The organism is Pseudomonas sp. SO81, from assembly GCF_030374125.1.
GTDB lineage: Bacteria > Pseudomonadota > Gammaproteobacteria > Pseudomonadales > Pseudomonadaceae > Aquipseudomonas.
In genome coordinates this window covers 1,599,440-1,616,205 of the sequence record NZ_CP126126.1, presented here as the reverse complement: position 1 = coordinate 1,616,205, position 16,766 = coordinate 1,599,440, and the positions used below count along the sequence as shown (strand labels likewise).

18 protein-coding genes are annotated in these 16,766 nt (G+C 67.5%); 4 read left to right on the top strand and 14 right to left on the bottom strand.

Annotated elements, in window-relative coordinates; genetic code table 11:
- Positions 1 to 125 precede the first annotated feature (125 nt).
- The 4 genes from prmC to OH686_RS07750 all read left to right on the top strand — a co-directional run bounded on the left by prmC (position 126) and on the right by OH686_RS07750 (position 3,123).
- Positions 126 to 956 carry a peptide chain release factor N(5)-glutamine methyltransferase gene (gene prmC, locus OH686_RS07765; protein WP_289537508.1) on the top strand — a complete coding sequence of 277 codons (831 nt, stop codon included), beginning with the start codon at positions 126 to 128 and terminating at the stop codon, positions 954 to 956.
- Entirely contained in the window at positions 953 to 1,714 is a 762-nt protein-coding gene (locus OH686_RS07760) for a molybdopterin-synthase adenylyltransferase MoeB (protein WP_289537505.1), read from the top strand. Before prmC ends, OH686_RS07760 begins: the two co-directional genes overlap by 4 nt.
- The gene (murI, locus tag OH686_RS07755) at positions 1,711 to 2,502 is read left to right on the top strand and encodes a glutamate racemase (RefSeq protein WP_289537502.1); all 792 of its coding nucleotides are present in this window, start codon (positions 1,711 to 1,713) and stop codon (positions 2,500 to 2,502) included. Before OH686_RS07760 ends, murI begins: the two co-directional genes overlap by 4 nt.
- Before the next feature lie 108 nt (positions 2,503 to 2,610).
- Positions 2,611 to 3,123, top strand: coding sequence for an acyloxyacyl hydrolase (locus tag OH686_RS07750; RefSeq protein ID WP_289537499.1), 513 nt, complete (start codon positions 2,611 to 2,613; stop codon positions 3,121 to 3,123).
- Positions 3,124 to 3,331: 208 nt separating this feature from the next.
- On the opposite strand, the gene OH686_RS07745 is transcribed toward OH686_RS07750, so the two are convergent.
- The 14 genes from OH686_RS07745 to OH686_RS07680 form a co-directional block, all read right to left on the bottom strand.
- Entirely contained in the window at positions 3,332 to 3,637 is a 306-nt protein-coding gene (locus OH686_RS07745) for a YkgJ family cysteine cluster protein (RefSeq protein ID WP_289537496.1), read from the bottom strand.
- Between the two features lie 56 nt (positions 3,638 to 3,693).
- On the bottom strand, positions 3,694 to 4,197 hold the full coding sequence (locus OH686_RS07740) for a DUF2878 domain-containing protein (protein WP_289537493.1): 504 nt from the start codon (positions 4,195 to 4,197) through the stop codon (positions 3,694 to 3,696).
- A 72-nt stretch (positions 4,198 to 4,269) separates the two neighbouring features.
- On the bottom strand, positions 4,270 to 5,547 hold the full coding sequence (locus OH686_RS07735) for an SAM-dependent methyltransferase (RefSeq protein ID WP_289537491.1): 1,278 nt from the start codon (positions 5,545 to 5,547) through the stop codon (positions 4,270 to 4,272).
- A complete protein-coding gene (locus tag OH686_RS07730; RefSeq protein ID WP_137974074.1) occupies positions 5,534 to 6,325 on the bottom strand; it encodes a DUF1365 domain-containing protein in 792 nt (263 codons plus the stop codon). Before OH686_RS07730 ends, OH686_RS07735 begins: the two co-directional genes overlap by 14 nt.
- On the bottom strand, positions 6,322 to 7,569 hold the full coding sequence (locus tag OH686_RS07725) for an NAD(P)/FAD-dependent oxidoreductase (RefSeq protein WP_289537487.1): 1,248 nt from the start codon (positions 7,567 to 7,569) through the stop codon (positions 6,322 to 6,324). Before OH686_RS07725 ends, OH686_RS07730 begins: the two co-directional genes overlap by 4 nt.
- Positions 7,566 to 8,315 carry an SDR family NAD(P)-dependent oxidoreductase gene (locus OH686_RS07720; protein WP_289537484.1) on the bottom strand — a complete coding sequence of 250 codons (750 nt, stop codon included), beginning with the start codon at positions 8,313 to 8,315 and terminating at the stop codon, positions 7,566 to 7,568. Before OH686_RS07720 ends, OH686_RS07725 begins: the two co-directional genes overlap by 4 nt.
- Entirely contained in the window at positions 8,312 to 8,734 is a 423-nt protein-coding gene (locus OH686_RS07715; protein WP_289537481.1) for a nuclear transport factor 2 family protein, read from the bottom strand. Before OH686_RS07715 ends, OH686_RS07720 begins: the two co-directional genes overlap by 4 nt.
- Positions 8,727 to 10,163, bottom strand: coding sequence for a deoxyribodipyrimidine photo-lyase (gene phrB, locus OH686_RS07710; RefSeq protein ID WP_289537478.1), 1,437 nt, complete (start codon positions 10,161 to 10,163; stop codon positions 8,727 to 8,729). The genes OH686_RS07715 and phrB overlap by 8 nt, the downstream gene beginning before the upstream one ends.
- The gene (locus tag OH686_RS07705; RefSeq protein ID WP_289537476.1) at positions 10,151 to 11,077 is read right to left on the bottom strand and encodes a MerR family transcriptional regulator; all 927 of its coding nucleotides are present in this window, start codon (positions 11,075 to 11,077) and stop codon (positions 10,151 to 10,153) included. Before OH686_RS07705 ends, phrB begins: the two co-directional genes overlap by 13 nt.
- Positions 11,074 to 12,024, bottom strand: coding sequence for a YbgA family protein (locus tag OH686_RS07700; protein WP_289537473.1), 951 nt, complete (start codon positions 12,022 to 12,024; stop codon positions 11,074 to 11,076). Before OH686_RS07700 ends, OH686_RS07705 begins: the two co-directional genes overlap by 4 nt.
- Before the next feature lie 234 nt (positions 12,025 to 12,258).
- Entirely contained in the window at positions 12,259 to 12,555 is a 297-nt protein-coding gene (locus OH686_RS07695; RefSeq protein WP_289537471.1) for a winged helix-turn-helix domain-containing protein, read from the bottom strand.
- A gap of 16 nt (positions 12,556 to 12,571) precedes the next feature.
- Positions 12,572 to 13,030, bottom strand: coding sequence for an Rv1443c family protein (locus tag OH686_RS07690; protein WP_289537469.1), 459 nt, complete (start codon positions 13,028 to 13,030; stop codon positions 12,572 to 12,574).
- Positions 13,031 to 13,079: 49 nt separating this feature from the next.
- On the bottom strand, positions 13,080 to 15,911 hold the full coding sequence (locus OH686_RS07685) for a valine--tRNA ligase (RefSeq protein WP_289537466.1): 2,832 nt from the start codon (positions 15,909 to 15,911) through the stop codon (positions 13,080 to 13,082).
- 300 nt (positions 15,912 to 16,211) lie between these two features.
- The gene (locus tag OH686_RS07680; protein ID WP_289537464.1) at positions 16,212 to 16,694 is read right to left on the bottom strand and encodes a DNA polymerase III subunit chi; all 483 of its coding nucleotides are present in this window, start codon (positions 16,692 to 16,694) and stop codon (positions 16,212 to 16,214) included.
- Between the last annotated feature and the right edge of the window lie 72 nt (positions 16,695 to 16,766).

Genomic DNA, 16,766 nt, shown 5'->3' with positions numbered 1-16,766 from the left:
ACACCCCTCTCCCGCCGGGAGAGGGGCCGGGGGAGAGGGGCTTCAGGCTACTGCGAGTCGCCTGCAACGCCCTCACCCCAGCCCTCTCCCAGGGGAGAGGGAGCCACAGGCATAGGACCTTGTGCATGGCCTCCATCCAATCCCTGCTCGATAGCGCGACACTGCCGGACTCGCCGACGGCGCGGCTGGATGCCGAGCTGCTGCTGGCCGCCGCTTTGGGCAAGCCGCGCAGCTACCTGCGCACCTGGCCCGAGCATGAGCCGGGCGCCGAGCAGTTGGCCGCCTTCGCCGCCATGCTCGAACGCCGTCGTAACGGCGAGCCGGTGGCCTATATCCTCGGCCACCAGGGCTTCTGGAGCCTGGACCTGGAAGTGGCGCCACACACCCTGATTCCCCGGCCCGACACCGAGCTGCTGGTGGAGAGCGCCCTGCAGCTGGCGCCGGCCACGCCGCGGCGGGTACTCGACCTGGGCACCGGCACCGGCGCCATTGCCCTGGCCTTGGCCAGCGAACGCGGCGGCTGGAAGGTGACCGGTGTCGATCGCATCGCCGAGGCGGTCGAACTGGCCGAGCGCAATCGCCAGCGCCTCCAATTGAGCAATGCCGAGTTCCGCCTGAGCAGTTGGTTCGATGCGCTGGCCGGCGAGCGCTTCGACCTGATCGTCAGCAATCCACCTTACATTGCGGCTGCGGATCGCCATCTGGGCGAGGGCGATGTGCGCTTCGAGCCGATGAGCGCCCTGGTGGCCGGTGCCGATGGCCTGGACGATATTCGCCAGATAGTCGCGCAGGCGCCGCAGCATCTCGAAGCCGGTGGCTGGCTGCTGCTGGAGCACGGCTATGATCAGGCCGAGGCGGTGCGCGGGCTGCTGAGTGCGGCAGGCTTCGCTGCCGTGGAAAGCCGCCGCGACCTCGGCGGCCACGAACGTATTTCCCTGGGGCAATGGTCGGCATGAGCCTGGAACTGAACGACGACGAGCTGCTGCGCTACAGCCGGCAGATCCTGCTGCCGCAGATCGACGTGGCCGGGCAGCTCAGGCTGAAGCAGAGCCGTGTGCTGATCGCCGGCCTCGGTGGTCTGGGTTCGCCGGTGGCCCTGTACCTGGCGGCCGCCGGCGTCGGCGAGCTGCACCTGGCCGACTTCGACAGGGTCGAGCTGACCAATCTGCAGCGGCAGATCATCCACGACAGTGAGCAGATCGGTGTGGCCAAGGTCGACTCGGCCATCGTCCGCCTCATGGCCATCAACCCGCAGATCAGGCTCGTGCCGCACCGTGCTGCGCTGGACGAGGACTCCCTGGCCGCTGCCGTGGCGGCGGTGGATCTGGTGCTGGACTGCAGCGACAACTTCACCACCCGCGAGGCGGTCAATGCCGCCTGCGTGGCCGCCGGTCGGCCGCTGGTGTCCGGCGCGGCGATTCGCCTGGAGGGCCAGCTCGCGGTGTTCGACTCGCGCGATGCGGCCAGCCCTTGCTACCACTGCCTGTACGGCCATGGCAGCGAGGCCGAGCTGACCTGCAGCGAGGCCGGCGTGGTCGGTCCGCTGGTGGGCCTAGTTGGCAGCCTGCAGGCGCTGGAGGCGCTCAAGCTGCTGGTCGGTTTCGGCGAGCCGCTGGTGGGCCGCCTGTTGCTGATCGACGCCCTCGGCTCGCGCTTCCGTGAGCTGCGGGTCAAGCGCGATCCCGAATGTTCGGTGTGTGGAGCACGCGTATGAGCCAGGCGCCCATCGGCGTGTTCGACTCCGGCGTCGGCGGCCTCTCGGTGCTGCGCGAGATCCGCGCGCGGCTGCCGGACGAGTCGCTGCTGTATGTGGCCGACAGCGGTCACGTGCCCTACGGCGAGAAAACCCCGGAATTTATCCGCGAGAGGAGCCAGCGTATCGCCGAGTTTCTTCTCGGGGAGGGCGCCAAGGCGCTGGTGCTGGCCTGCAACACGGCGACTGCCGCGGCGGTGGCCGACCTGCGCGAGCGCTATCCCGAGTTGCCCATCGTCGGCATGGAGCCGGCGGTGAAGCCGGCGGCCGCTGCCACCCGCAGCGGCGTGGTCGGCGTGCTGGCCACTACCGGCACCCTGAAGAGCGCCAAGTTCGCCGCGCTGCTCGATCGCTTCGCCAGCGACGTGCGGGTGATCACTCAGCCCTGCCCGGGGCTGGTCGAGCAGATCGAGGCCGGTGAACTGGAGGCGCCGCGCACCCGCGAGTTGTTGCGTGGTTGGGTCGAACCCTTGCTGGAGGAGGGCTGCGACACGCTGATTCTCGGCTGCACCCACTATCCCTTCATCAAGCCGCTGCTGCGTGAGCTGGTGCCGGAATCGATCAGCCTGGTGGACACCGGTGCGGCGGTGGCGCGCCACCTGCAATCGCTGCTCGACCAGCGCGGCCTGCGCGCCTCGGGGCCGGCCCAGGGCATTCGCCTGTGGAGCAGTGGCGACGTGGTGGCGATGCAGGCGGTACTGCCGAAATTATTGTTGGAACTCGCAGCGGTGGAGGCGCTCCCTGTGTGATAGGGATCAATACTTTTTGAGCGGGGTTGTACCTTTCTCTAATAAGAATTTTTCCTATACTGCGAGACAGTAAAATTTCCCACCTCCATCGCTAACAGGATGTTGTGTATGAAGCAGATACTTTCCCTGGCCGCGGCAGCAGCCCTCGGTTTGAGCAGCCTGTCCGCGCAGGCCGTCGACTTCACCGCCGCCGTCGGCCAGAGCGGCGATTCCACCATGGTCTATCGCCTGGGTGCCCAGTGGGACTGGGACAAGAGCTGGTGGCAGAGCGACGTCGGTCGCCTGACCGGCTACTGGGACGCCGGCTACACCTACTGGGAGGGTGACGAAACCTCCAGCAACCACAGCCTGTCCTTCACTCCGGTATTCGTCTACGAATTCGCCGGCGAGACGGTCAAGCCTTACGTCGAGGCCGGCATCGGCGTCGCGGCCTTCGCCAATACCGAGCTGGAAGACAACGACCTGGGCTCCTCCTTCCAGTTCGAAGACCGCATCGGCCTCGGCCTGCGCTTCTCCGGCCAGGAAGTCGGTATCCGTGCGATCCACTACTCCAACGCCGGTATCAAGCAGCCAAACGATGGGGTGGAGGCCTATACCCTGCATTACCGCACCAGCTTCTAAGAGCCTGCCTACGATCTCTTGATCGTCGGCCATGCTGCGTTGAAATTGGGATCGGGCTGCTCATTTACACCTCGTAAAGTCGCCCGCGACTCCGACCGGCCCTCACCCAATTTCGCCTTGCCTGGCTCTAGCTCAAAAGTTCGTAAGCAGACTCTGAAATGGATGCAAAAAAGCCGGGCCTGGTGCCCGGCTTTTTCATGCCCGTTCGCTAGCGGTAGATGCCGTTCATGCCGCCGCGCTCGTCACGGCATTCCGGCGAGCCCATCTCGAACTCGCGGCAGATCAGCGGGCGCACCTCGTAGATGGTGCAGCGCATGCTGTCGCGGTCCAGCGCCGCGCACCAACCATCGTCCAGGCGACGCATCACTTCGCCGCCCCAGTCGTCGGTGTCGATGAAGCGCTGCGGCACGCCGGTATCGGTGATCAGCATCACTTCCAGCTGGCAGCAGCAGGCGGCGCAGTTGCTGCAGCTGATGTCGGCGGTGGGAAGCTGGAGGTGGGGGATGGTGCTCATGGCGCGCAGTGTACGGCAGGTCGCCGCGGGTGGCTCGCCTGACCGACCGGCGTGCCTCAGGCAGGTCTCGGTCTGCCCATCATCCAGTGTGCCAGCGGCATGACTGCGGCCCAGATCGCGCCGAGCAGGAGCAGGGTCGGCCACAGCCCCAGCGGCAGCTCGACGCCCGCCAGCCGTGCGCCGCCGAGATAGGACAGCGGAGCGCCCACGGCGCCGAGCAGGCTGCCCAGCCACCAGGGGCGCGCGGTCCAGGCCAGGCTGTGCCTGAGGGTGCTGGCGAATAGCGCCCAGAGCAGGGCAAGCCAGGCCGGCAGCAGGAGGCTTGCGCCAGCGAAGTCGAACACGCCGAGGTTGAGCAGGGCGCTGTCCAGGGCGCAGCCGAACAGCGTCACGGCGAGCAGTCCGCGCCACTCGCCGGGGTGGGCCAGCAGGCGCAGATGCACGGCCAGACAGAGCGCGGCGAGCGACAGCAGCCAGGGCTGCTGGGCGCCGAACACGCAGACCAGCCAGCCGAGCTGGAACAGCAGTGCGTTGAGCAGCAGCGAGTGGGTTGGGCGCATGCAAGTAGGCCGGAAAAGTTCGAGTGACTGCCCTCACCCCAGCCCCTCTCCCAGAGGGAGAGGGGAGGAGACTCAGGCGCTGAAGCGGCCGAGCAGCGGCGCCGGGCGCGCGGCCTCCTTGGCCAGCAGCAGCTGGGCGGTGCCGATGCTGCGTTCGAGGAAGCCGCCCTCGCAGTAGCACAGGTAGAACTCCCACAGCCGGTAGAAGTACTGGTCGTAGCCCAGCTGCTCCAGCTGGTGGCGGGCGCGGCGCAGGTTGTCGTGCCACAGGCGCAGGGTGCGCGCGTAGTGCAGGCCGAAGTCCTCCATGTGGTGCAGGTTCATGTCCGTCTCGGCGGTCACCACCTGCAGCAGCTTGTGCACCGAGGGCAGGGCGCCGCCGGGGAAGATGTAGCGCTGGATAAAGTCCACCGAGCGGCACGCCTGCTCGTAGCGCTGGTCGCGGATGGTGATGCTCTGCAGCAGCATCAGCCCGTCGGCCTTGAGCAGGCGGCTGCACTGGCGGAAATAATCGGGCAGGTAGCGATGGCCGACGGCCTCGACCATCTCGATGGACACCAGCTTGTCGTACTGGCCTTGGAGGTCACGGTAGTCCTGCAGCAGCAGGGTGACGCGCTGCTGCAGCCCTTGTTCCTCGATGCGCTGGCGGGTGTAGTCGTACTGCTCGCGCGACAGGGTGGTGGTGGTCACTCGGCAGCCATAGTGGGTGGCGGCGTAGATGGCCATGCTGCCCCAGCCTGTGCCGATTTCCAGCAGGTGGTCCTCGGGGCGCAGGGCGAGCTTCTGGCAGATGCGCTCGAGCTTGTTCAGCTGGGCCTGTTCCAGGCTATCGTCGGCGCCTTCGAACATGGCCGCCGAGTACATCATGGTCGGGTCGAGCATCTGCTCGAACAACTGGTTGCCGAGGTCGTAGTGGGCGGCGATGTTGCGTCGCGAGCCCGCGCGGGTGTTGCGGTTGAGCCAGTGCAGACCCTGCATCAGCGGGCGGCCGAAGAGCAAGGCCAGGCCACGCTCCATGCCGTCCAGCACATCGAGGTTGGCGACGAACAGGCGGATCACCGCGGTCAGGTCCGGGCTGCTCCAGTAGCCATGGATATAGGCCTCGCCCGAGCCGATCGAGCCGTTGCCCGCCACCAATGCCCACAGCGCCGGATCGAGCACCTCGATCTCGGCGTGCAGGCTGGCGCCGTCCCGGCCGAACTCCAGGCGTTCGCCGTTCTCCAGCACGCTGAGGCGGCCGTGGCGCAACTGGCCGAGCTGGCGCAGTACCAGGCGGCGCAGCAGCCCGGCGCCCAGGCCGTTGCTGCTGCGTACGGTGCTCTTGGCGGATATCAGGTCAGGACTCTTCATGGCGGGGCTCCAGTAAGGCGGTGGGGCGCTCGTCATCCGCGGCGCGGTGGTCGAACAGCGGCATGCGCTTGAGCAGCAGGCGCAGGGCCTGCCAATAGATGGCCAGCAGGGTCTTGGCCGTCATCCAGGGGAAACTCAGCAGGTGGCGGTGCAGGCTAGTGCGGCTCAGCTCGACGCGGCCCAGGCCGAGGCCGGCCTCGAACAGCCGGTCCGCGCCCTGCCAGTCCTCCATGTGGATACGCAGGTGCTCGCCGGGCGGGGCGAAGCGCATGCGGTACTCCACGTCGCGGGGCAGGAAGGGCGAGACGTGGAAGGCCTTGGCCACCCGTTGCCGCGACTCGCCCTCGGCATGCGCCGGCAGCACGTAGTGATAGCGCTGGCGCCAGGGCGTATTGCTCACCTCGCAGAGGATCGCCGCCAGGCGCCCGTCTGCCTCGAAGCAGTAGAAGAAGCTGGCCGGGTTGAAGGCCAGGCCCCAGCTGCGCGGCTGGGTCAGCAGGCAGATGCGACCTTGCGGTGCATGGCCGAGGGCCTGTTCGACGCACTGGCGAACCGCCTGCTGCAGCGCCAGACCGGTGCCGGTGAGGTGCGGCAGGTAATCGCTCTCGCGAAAGGCGAAGGGCGCCCAGCGCGAGCGACCGGCCAGGGGCGAGAGCGCCAGCACGGCGTCCTGTTCGGCCAGGTCCAGATAGAGCAGGCCGATACGATAGCGGAAGCCATGGCCGCGCGGCAGGTGCCGGCGGTGGCTGACCCAGCCCTGGTAGAGCGCGCTGTTCACAGGCGCTCACCGAAGGCTTCGGCCACGCGCAACGCGCTGACCACGCCGTCTTCATGGAAGCCATTGGCCCAGTAGGCACCACAGAAGTAGGTGTGGTGCATGCCGTGCAGCTCGCGCCAGCGCTCCTGGGCGCGCAGGCCGGCCAGGCTGTATTGCGGATGGGCGTAGCGGTAGCGCCCGAGGATCTGCGCCGGGTCGATGGCGGCGGTCTGGTTGAGGCTGACGCAGAAGGTCCGTGGCGCCTTGATGCCCTGCAGGATGTTCATGTTGTAGGTCACCGCCGCCGGCTGTTCGGCGGGGCCGCCGAGGCGGTAGTTCCAGCTGGCCCAGGCCAGCTTGCGGCGTGGCAGCAGGCGGGTGTCGGTGTGCAGCACCACCTCGTTGTCGGCATAGCGCAGGTCGCCGAGGATGGCGCGCTCGGCCAGGGTCGGCGAGGCCAGCAGCTTCAGGGCCTGATCGCTGTGGCAGGCGAAGACGATGCGGTCGAAGCGTTCGATGCCTGCCGGGCTGTGCACGGTGATGCCCTCGGCGTCGCGCTGCACGCGCTGCACCGGGCAGTTCAGGCGGATGCGCTCGGCGAAGCCGCGGGTCAGCGGTTCCACGTAGCTGCGCGAGCCGCCCTGGATGACCCGCCACTGCGGCCGATGGTTGACCGACAGCAGGCCGTGGTTCTTGCAGAAGCGCACGAAGAACTGCAGGGGGAAACCGAGCATGTCCTGCAGCGACATGGACCAGATGGCCGCGCCCATCGGCACGATGTAGTGCTGGATGAAGCGCTGGCCGTAACCGTTCTGCCGGAGGTACTCGCCCAGGGTGGTGTCGCCGGCGATGCGGCTCGCCGCCAAGTCGGCCAGCGCTTCGCGATTGAAGCGCAGGATGTCGCTCAGCATGCCCCAGAACGCTGGGCTGAGCAGGTTGCGGCGGCGGGCGAACAGGCTGTTGAGGTTGTTGCCGTTGTATTCGTCGCCGCTCACCGGGTCGTGCACCGAGAAGCTCATCTCGGTAGGTTTCGAGGCAACCCCCAACTGGTCCAGAAGGCGGATGAAGTTGGGGTAGGTCCAATCGTTGAACACGATGAAGCCGGTGTCGATGGCGTAGCCACGCCCCTCCAGCTGCACGTCGACCGTGTGGGTGTGGCCGCCGATCCAGTCGCCCGCCTCGAACACCGTGACCTCGTGCTGGCGCTGCAGCAGGTAGGCGCAGGTGAGGCCGGAAATACCACTGCCGACGATGGCGATTTTCATACGGATTCCTTGCGGGCGAGGTAGCGGCCGAGGGCCAGGCGCAGGCGGGCGGGTAGGTGGGCGAGCAGGCGCAGGGCGCCGATGAACAGGCCGGGGAAGGCGAGCTCCAGCGGGCGCCGCTCGAGGCGCGTGGCGATGTGTCGGGCGGCGCGTTCGACCGGCCACAGCATCGGCATGGGGAAGTCGTTGCGGCGGGTCAGCGGGGTGTCGACGAAGCCGGGGCTGACCAGGGTGATGTCGATCTCCGGGAGGTCCAGGCGCAGGGACTCGGCCAGGTAGCGCAGCGCGGCCTTGGATGCGCCATAGGCACCGGCACGCGGCAGGGCCAGGTGCGTCACGGAGCTGCCCATCAGCACAAGGTGCGGGGTCTGGCCCAGGCGCAGCAGCGGCAGGGCGGCCTCGATGCAGTAGGCGGCGGACAGCAGGTTGCCGCGCATCACCCGTTCCACCAGGGCGGCGTCGAAATGCGCGGCGTCGATGTATTCGCAGGTGCCGGCGTTGAGTATCACCTGGTCCAGGGCGCCCCAGCGTTGGGCGATGCGTTCGCCGATCAGGCGCACCTGGTCGGCGTCACCTAGGTCGCCGGGCACCAGCAGCACCTGTTGCGGGTAGCGCTGGGCGATGGCCGCCAGCGCCTCGGCGTTGCGCGCGCTCAGGGCCAGGCGTTCGCCGCGCTGCAGCAGCAGTTCGGCCAGCGCCGCGCCGATGCCGCTGCTGGCGCCGGTGAGCCAGATGCGCCGGCTCATGCCAGCCTCCGCTTGAGCCAGGCGATGACCCGGCCCATGAGTGGCAGATGCTCGTAGAGCATCGCGCCGGCGTCGAAGTAGTCGCGGTGCTGGTAGACCTTATCCCACCACAGCAGGTGCGAGCAGCCATCCACGGCGATAGGCGCGCCGCCGCGCAGGCGCGGGTGGCGGAAGGTCATGGTCCAGCGCAGGTAGCCCTCGCCGTCGGCGACCTGATCGAAGCCGTGGAACTCGAAGTGCAGTTCCCGCACGTTGGCATACAGCTCGGCGAAGTAGGTGCGCAGCGCGGGCAGGCCGCGCACCTCGTGCAGCGGGTCGCGGAACAGGATGTCGTCGCTGTACAGCTCGCCGAGCCGCCGCAGGTTGTCGGCGTCCAGGGCGGCGAAGCGCTGGGCGAAGTCGCGCAGGAAGTCACTCATCGCCGCTCACCTTGGGCAGGTCGCGGAACGCGGCCAGGGCGCGTTCGCGGGAGGCACCGAGGTCGACCAGCGGCGCCGGATAGCCGGGCAGCGCAAACAGGCCGCCACGGGCGGATGGATCGTGGATGTCGCGGCTGTCCAGCTGCGCCAGTTCCGGCACCCAGCGGCGGATGAAGCGGCCGTCCGGGTCGAACTTCTGCGACTGGCTGACCGGGTTGAAGATGCGGAAGTAGGGCGCCGCGTCGGTGCCGGTGGAGGCGCTCCACTGCCAGCCGCCGTTGTTGGCGGCCAGGTCGCCGTCGATCAGGTGGCGCATGAACCAGCGCTCGCCCTCGCGCCAGTCGATCAGCAGGTTTTTGGTCAGGAACATCGCCACCACCATGCGCAGGCGGTTGTGCATCCAGCCGGTGGCCAGCAGCTGGCGCATGGCGGCGTCGACCAGCGGGATGCCGGTGCGGCCCTGCTGCCAGGCGGCCAGCTCGGCCGGGGCGTGGCGCCAGCGCAGCGCCTCGGTCTCCTGGCGGAAGGCGCGGTGGCGCGACACCCGCGGATAGCCGACCAGGATGTGCTTGTAGAACTCGCGCCAGAGCAGCTCGTTGATCCAGGTGACGGCGCCGGGGTTGCCGGTCTCGAACTCGCCCTGGTTGCGCCGCAGTGCGGCGTGCAGGCACTGGCGTGGCGAGATCGCGCCGCAGGCCAGGTACGGCGACAGCTGGCTGGTGCCGTCCACGGCGGGAATATCGCGGCGCTGCTGGTACCAGCTCAGCAGCTCGTCGGCGAACAGGGCCAGGCGCTCGCGCGCCGCTTCCTCGCCGGCCGGCCAGTATTCGCGCAGGCTGGCGTCCGGTGTGGCGAAGCCTGCGATCGCGCCGGGAATGGCATCGCTGGCGATCTCCAGCGGCTGCTGGCGCGCCGGCCGCGGCACCAGTGCCGGCAGGGCGCTGTGCAGGCGCTGGTAGCAGACCTTGCGGAACTGGCTGAACACCTGGAAATAGCCGCCGGACTTGGCCAGCACGCTGCCGGGGCGGAAGAACAGCTGGTCCAGAAGAGGGTGGAAGGCCACGCCATGACGGCTCAGCTCGCGCTCCACCGCCTGGTCGCGGTCCTGCTCGTGGATGCCGTATTCCTCGTTGACCCACACCCCGCTGATGGCGTGCTCGCGGCACAGCTCGGCCAGTACTGCGGGAGCGTCGCGCCAGTGCGCTGCCACGCGGACCAGCAGCGGCACGTTGAGCTCGGCCAGGCGTGGCTGCAACTCGGCTAGGTTGCGCAGCCAGAAGTCGACCTTGCAGGGCGCGTCGTCGTGCTCGCGCCACTGTTCGGGGCTGATCAGGTACACCGCCAGGGTCGGGCCGGCCGCCATGGCGGCGGCCAACGCGGTGTTGTCCGCTACGCGCAGGTCGCTGCGCAGCCAGATCAGCTGGCGCACGGCGCGTCCTCCAGCAGGCCCAGCTGGCGCAGGCATTGCTCGGCCAGCAGCGGGTCGGCGGCCAGGTGCAGACCGTGCAGCTCCTCGGCATGGATGGTGGCGGCCGGGCCGGTCAGCAGCACGGGGATGGCGCAGGCCTCGAGCAGGCGCGGCAGCTGATGGCGCAGCGGCGCGGCCAGGGCCTGGCTGGAATACAGCAGCAGGGCGCGCGGGGCGATATGGTCCACCGCCTGCACCAGTTCGCTGGTCGGCACCGCCCAGTCCAGCACCTGCACCGGGCAGCCTGCACTGTTGATCAGCCAGGCGCACAGCCACAGGCCGGGCTCCAGGTACAGGCCGGACTGGCTGGCCAGCAGCAGCGGTGCGCCGTTGTACTGGCGATTGTCGTGGTACAGGCGCGCGCCGAGCTTGCTGCGCAGCCAGGAGTGGAAGAACACCTGCTCCAGCTGGGCGCCGAACGGCAGGTCGCGCCAGCGCCGGTCCAGCTCGGCCAGCAGCGGCAGGAGCAGCTGGCTGCAGAGGATCTGCGGCGGGTACAGCGACTGGGCGCGGTTGAAGGCCTCGTCCAGGCTGCGTTCGGCCTGGCGCGCCACGCTATTCAGCATGGCCTGGCGCAGTTCGTCCCACACGCCGTTGCCGAGGGTTTCCGGCGGTGTGCTCTGCTCCAGCAGCTCCTTGACCTGGCCGACGGCGACGCCGCGGTTGAGCCAGGTCAGCACCTGCTGGATGCGTTGCACCTGCTCCGGCGCATACAGGCGATGGCCCTTGGGCGTGCGGAAGGGCACCACCAGGCCGTAGCGCCGCTCCCAGGCGCGCAGGGTCACCGGGTTGACGCCGGTGGCACGGGCCACGTCGCGGATCGGCAGGTAGCCCAGGGCCAGGGCACTGGGGTAGTCGACGGGGGTGTCGCTCAAATCGCATTCCTCAGGCTGAGATCGTCCGGGTACGGCTGCAGGTAGTCCTGATTGGCCACGTAGGCATCCGGATGACGATTGAAGTGGTGGCGCAGCAGGGTCAGCGGTACCACCAGGGGGATGACCCCGGTGCGGTACTGCTCGATCAGCTTCTGCAGCTCGCTGCGCTCGGCATCGCCGAGGTGCTGCTTGAGATGACCGCTGAGGTGCTGCAGCACATTGCTGTGGGTGCCGCGGGTGGCCGGGCGGCTGAGCGCGGCCATCAGCTGGCGGAAGTAGCGCGGCGCCAGGTCGGCCAGATCCTGGTTGGCGAGGTTGCTGAGCAGTCGGCCGAGGGCCTTCTGCTGCTGCGGGTGGGTCGCCATCAGCAGGTACTTGTGGCGGGCGTGGAAGTCGAGCAGGCCCTGCTGGCTCAGACCGGCGGCGAGCAGGCGCTGCCAGCGGCCGTAGACGAACACCCGGTTGAGGAAGTTCTCGCGCAGCACCGGGTCGTGCAGGCGGCCTTCGTCTTCCAGCGGCAGTTCCGGGCGCAGCTGGTGCAGGCGGGCGGCAAACACGCCGCGGGTAGACGCCTCGGCCAAGTGGCCGTTGTCGCGGTACAGCTTGACCCGGTGCAGGCCGCAGGACGGCGACTTGTGCATCAGCACGAAGCCGCTGATGTCATCCCGCTCGCGGGCGACGCGGTCGCCTTGCGCGCGCAGCTCGGCGGTCAGGTCGCGGTTCTGTTCCTGGGGAACCACCGCGCGCGGTGCATCGGCATCGCCGATCAGGCGGATCGTCGGGCGCGGAGTGCTCAGGCCGATGGCCGTTTCCGGGCAGACCGGCACCAGTTCGAAGTGTTCGGCCAGGACCTCGGTGCACAAGGCGGAGCGCTTGTGGCCGCCGTTGTAGCGCACCCGCTCGCCGAGCAGGCAGGCGCTGATGCCGAGCTTGAGACGATCACCCATGCGCACCTCCCATTGAAAACTTGTACAAGGCTTATCGGTTGTACAAGTAAACACCGGAATGCGGAGTTGTACAATAAAATTGATTTGTACAAGTTTTTGCGAGGGCGCGAGAAATACCTGAAGGCGGCGTAGCGCCGGCTATCTGGAGTTGGATGCGAGTACGCGTTGAGTCAGGCAGCGCGACCGAGTGGCTGAAGTGGGTGGCGCCGCTCGCCGGTAGCGGCGCGGGATGCCTCAGGGGTAGCCGAGCAGCGCCTTGATCTGCGCCAGATTGGCCTCGACCCAGCTGCGGTCGATCGGCCCCCACTCGCGTATCAGGTAATGACCGGCATTGTTGCGTTCGCCGTCGTGCTGGACGAAGTCGCAGAGGATATCCAGCTCGGCCAGCGCCGCCAGGGTGTCCTGGGCGGTGCGCCGGGGCATGCCGGTGGCGCTCATCAGGGCTGGCACGCTGGTGGCGCCGCCGCTGTCGATCAGCCAGGCCACGTACAGGCGGCGGTAGAAACTGGTCTTGGTCTTGCTCACGTCCACGGGGTCGCTCCTTGGCTCAGCGCGCCTGGCGAGCGGCGCGGCGGCGCAGCACGCGGTGGCGGCTGGAGAAGAACAGCTGCAGAAAGGCACGCACGATGAAGTCCGGCAGCAGCGGATCGACCGTCAGCTGGTCGACCACGCGGGTGCCGCCTTGCAGCGGCTGCAGGCTGCGTTCGTGGCGCCACAGGCGCATGCCGGTCATCGGTGATTGCTCGACGAAGCCCTTGCCGGGCTCGAGCGCCAGCAGGGTCAGCTTCGAAGTGCCCAGCGGCAGCACGCCGAACAGCCACAGCTGGCTGGTGAACAGCGGGGTGCCGGGCGGCACCTGCACGTCCTGCAGGTTGCGCAGGCCGAGGGGGATGCTCATCCACAGCCAGGGCCGCATCTCCTGGCGCAGGCTGTGCACCTCGGTGATCCAGCCCCAGGCGATCTCCGGCGGAACTGGCAGGGTCGATTCGAAACGCAACTGGATCATCGGCTTTCCTTGGCCAGAAAAAAGGCCCGCATGTGCGGGCCTCTTCGTCTTACAGGTTGGCGATCTTCTCGCGCTGCCCGACCAGCTTGGCCAGCGCCTGTTCGGCTTCGGCCAGCTTGGCGCGCTCCTTGTCGAGCACCTCGGCCGGCGCCTTGGCGACGAAGCCTTCGTTGCTCAGCTTGCCGCCGACGCGCTGGACTTCGCCTTGCAGGCGCTGGATTTCCTTGTCCAGGCGCGCCAGTTCGGCGTCCTTGTCGATCAGCCCGGCCATCGGCACCAGCACCTGCATCTCGCCGACCAGGGCAGTGGCGGACATCGGCGCTTCTTCGCCGGCAGCCAGTACGCGGACCGATTCCAGCTTGGCAAGCTTGCTGAGCAGCGGCTCGAAGTCGGCCAGGCGGCGCAGGTCGTCGCCGTTGGCGTTCTGCACGATGATATCGATGCGCTTGGCCATGGAGATTTTCATCTCGCCACGGATCTGCCGTACGCCGAGCATCAGTTGCTTGACCCACTCGATGTCGCCTTCGGCGGCGGCGTCGATGCGGCTCTCGTTCGCCACCGGCCAGGCCTGCAGCATGATGGTCTCGCCAGTGATGCCAGCCTGACCCTTGATGCGCTGCCAGATTTCTTCGGTGATGAAGGGCATGAACGGGTGGGCCAGGCGCAGGATCACTTCCAGCACGCGCACCAGGGTGCGGCGGGTGCCGCGCTGGCGCTCTACTGGAGCGTTTTCGTCCCAGAGAACGGGTTTAACCAGCTCCAGATACCAGGCGCAGTACTCGTCCCAGATGAACTCGTACAGGGCCTGGGCGGCCATGTCGAAGCGGAAGGCGTCGAGGTGGCGGGTTACGTCCTGCTCGCAGCGCTGCAGGGCGGAGATGATCCAGCGGTCCACCGGCGACAGGTCGACCGGCTCGCCATTGATGCCAGTGTCCTGGTTATCGGTGTTCTCGATGACGAAGTTGGCGGCGTTCCACAGCTTGTTGCAGAAGTTGCGGTAACCCTCGACGCGGCCCATGTCGAACTTGATGTCACGGCCGGTAGAAGCCAGCGCCAGGTTGGTGAAGCGCAGGGCGTCGGTGCCGTAGGCGGCGATGCCTTCGGGGAACTCGGCGCGGGTCTGCTTGGCGATCTTCTCGGCCAGCTTGGGCTGCATCATGCCGCTGGTGCGTTTCTCCAGCAGCTCTTCGAGGCCAATACCGTCGACGATATCCAGCGGGTCGAGCACGTTGCCCTTGGACTTGGACATCTTCTGGCCCTGGCCATCGCGTACCAGGCCGTGCACGTACACGGTCTTGAACGGGATCTGCCCGGTCAGGTGGGTGGACAGCATGATCATCCGGGCGACCCAGAAGAAGATGATGTCGAAGCCCGTTACCAGGACATCTGTGGGGTGGAAGGTCTTGAGGAAGTCGGTCTGCTGCGGCCAGCCGAGGGTGGAGAAGGTCCACAGGCCGGAGCTGAACCAGGTGTCGAGCACGTCTTCGTCCTGGCGCAGGTTGGCATCGCCGAGGTTGTGCTTGGCGCGTACTTCCGCCTCGTCGCGGCCGACATAGACGTTGCCGGCGTCGTCGTACCAGGCCGGGATACGGTGGCCCCACCAGAGCTGACGGCTGATGCACCAGTCCTGGATGTCGCGCATCCAGCTGAAGTACATGTTCTCGTACTGCTTGGGCACGAACTGGATCTCGCCGCTCTCGACCACGGCGATGGCTTTCTCGGCCAGCGGCTTGGTGGAGACGTACCACTGGTCGGTCAGCCACGGCTCGATGACGGTGCCGGAGCGGTCGCCCTTCGGCACTTTCAGGGCGTGGTCGTCGATGCTCTGCAGTAGGCCGGCGGCTTCGAAAGCGGCAACGATCTGCTTACGGGCGACGAAGCGCTCGAGGCCGGCGTACTCGGCCGGCAGGCTGCCGTCGATCTCGGTGTTGACGCTGCCGTCGATGTTGAACACCTGGGCCTTGGCCAGCACGGCGGCGTTCTTGTCGAAGATGTTGAGCAGCGGCAGGTTGTGGCGCTTGCCGACTTCGTAATCGTTGAAGTCGTGGGCCGGGGTGATCTTCACGCAGCCGGTGCCGAACTCTGGGTCGCAGTAGTCGTCGCCAATAATCGGGATACGCCGGCCCACCAGCGGCAGCTCGACAAAGGTGCCGATCAGGGCTTTATAGCGCTCGTCTTCCGGGTGCACGGCCACGGCGCTGTCGCCGAGCATGGTTTCCGGGCGGGTGGTGGCGACGATCAGGTAGTCCTTGCCGTCGGCGGTCTTGTTGCCGTCGGCCAGCGGGTAGCGCAGGTTCCACAGGTGGCCCTTCTCGTCGTGGTTTTCCACTTCGAGGTCGGAGATGGCCGTGTGGAACTTGGTGTCCCAGTTGACCAGGCGCTTGCCGCGGTAGATCAGGCCGTCCTGGTGCAGGCGCACGAAGGCCTCTTTAACGGCTTCGGATAGGCCCTCGTCCATGGTGAAGCGCTCGCGCGACCAGTCCACCGAGGAGCCCAGGCGACGAATCTGCCGGGTGATGGTGCCGCCGGACTGTTCCTTCCACTCCCAGACCTTCTCCAGAAACTTCTCGCGGCCCAGGTCGTGGCGACCGACGCCGTCGGCGGCCAGCTGGCGCTCGACCACCATCTGCGTGGCGATGCCCGCGTGGTCGGTGCCCGGCTGCCACAAGGTGTTGCGGCCCTGCATGCGGCGGAAGCGGATCAGGCAGTCCATGATCGAGTTGTTGAAGCCATGGCCCATGTGCAGGCTGCCGGTGACGTTCGGCGGCGGGATCATGATGGTGTAGGGCTCGCCGGAACCTTGCGGGGCGAAGTAGTTGTTCTTCTCCCAGGTCTGGTACCAGGAAGTTTCGATGGCGTGGGGCTGGTAGGTCTTGTCCATGGGTGCGGCGGGACCGTATTGGCAACTGGGCGGGGAAAGCCGCGAAGTATAACGGCTGGCACCCGCCCTGGGCCACTGGCCGCCGGCTGGCGTCTATTAGTGGGGCCTCTACGATCTTTTGAGCTAGAGCCAGGCAAGGCGCGACGACCAGCGGGAGTAACAGCCGCAGGCTGGCCCGAAGGGTGAGCGCCAGCAAATCAAATGGGCGAGGGTGCGGAGTTTACAAGTCGTAAATGAGCAGCCCGAGGCTACGCGTCCCGGCCCGATTTCAACGCAGCATGGCCGACGATCAAGAGATCGTTAGGGCTTGGGCTGCTTGATCAGGCGGTCGAGGCGTGCATCCAGGCGGCGCTTGAGCTCGGCCTCGATCTGCGGCACGAAGTCGTCGATCACGTCCTGCAGGATCAGCTGGGCGGCGGCGCGCAGCTCGGCGTCCAGGCGGCTCTGGATCAGGCCGCTCTGCGCCACGCTGGCGCTGACCTGGGGCTGTGTCGCTCTGGGTGTCGCGGCGGCGGGAGCTGCGGGCGCCGGGGCGACGGCCGGCTGTACCGGGTAGGACAGCGGCACGCTGGCAATCGGCGTGGGGGGTAGCGCTGGTGCTGGGGTTGGGGCTGGAGTTATCGGGCTGGGCTCGATGATTTCCGACAGCAGCGGAATCTGCAGGTCGTCGTCCAGGGTCTCGGTCAGCAGCGGCGGCTCCAGCTGCTCCTTCTCCAGCAACTGGCGGATGGCTTCCAGATCGTCCAGCAGGAGATCGGGCTTGGGCGGTTTGGAGCTGTCCATGGGCGTTGCGAGCAAGGAGAGATGGGCGGGGCGGCAGATTCTACGCCGAGTCTAGGCCTATTTCGACCTCGG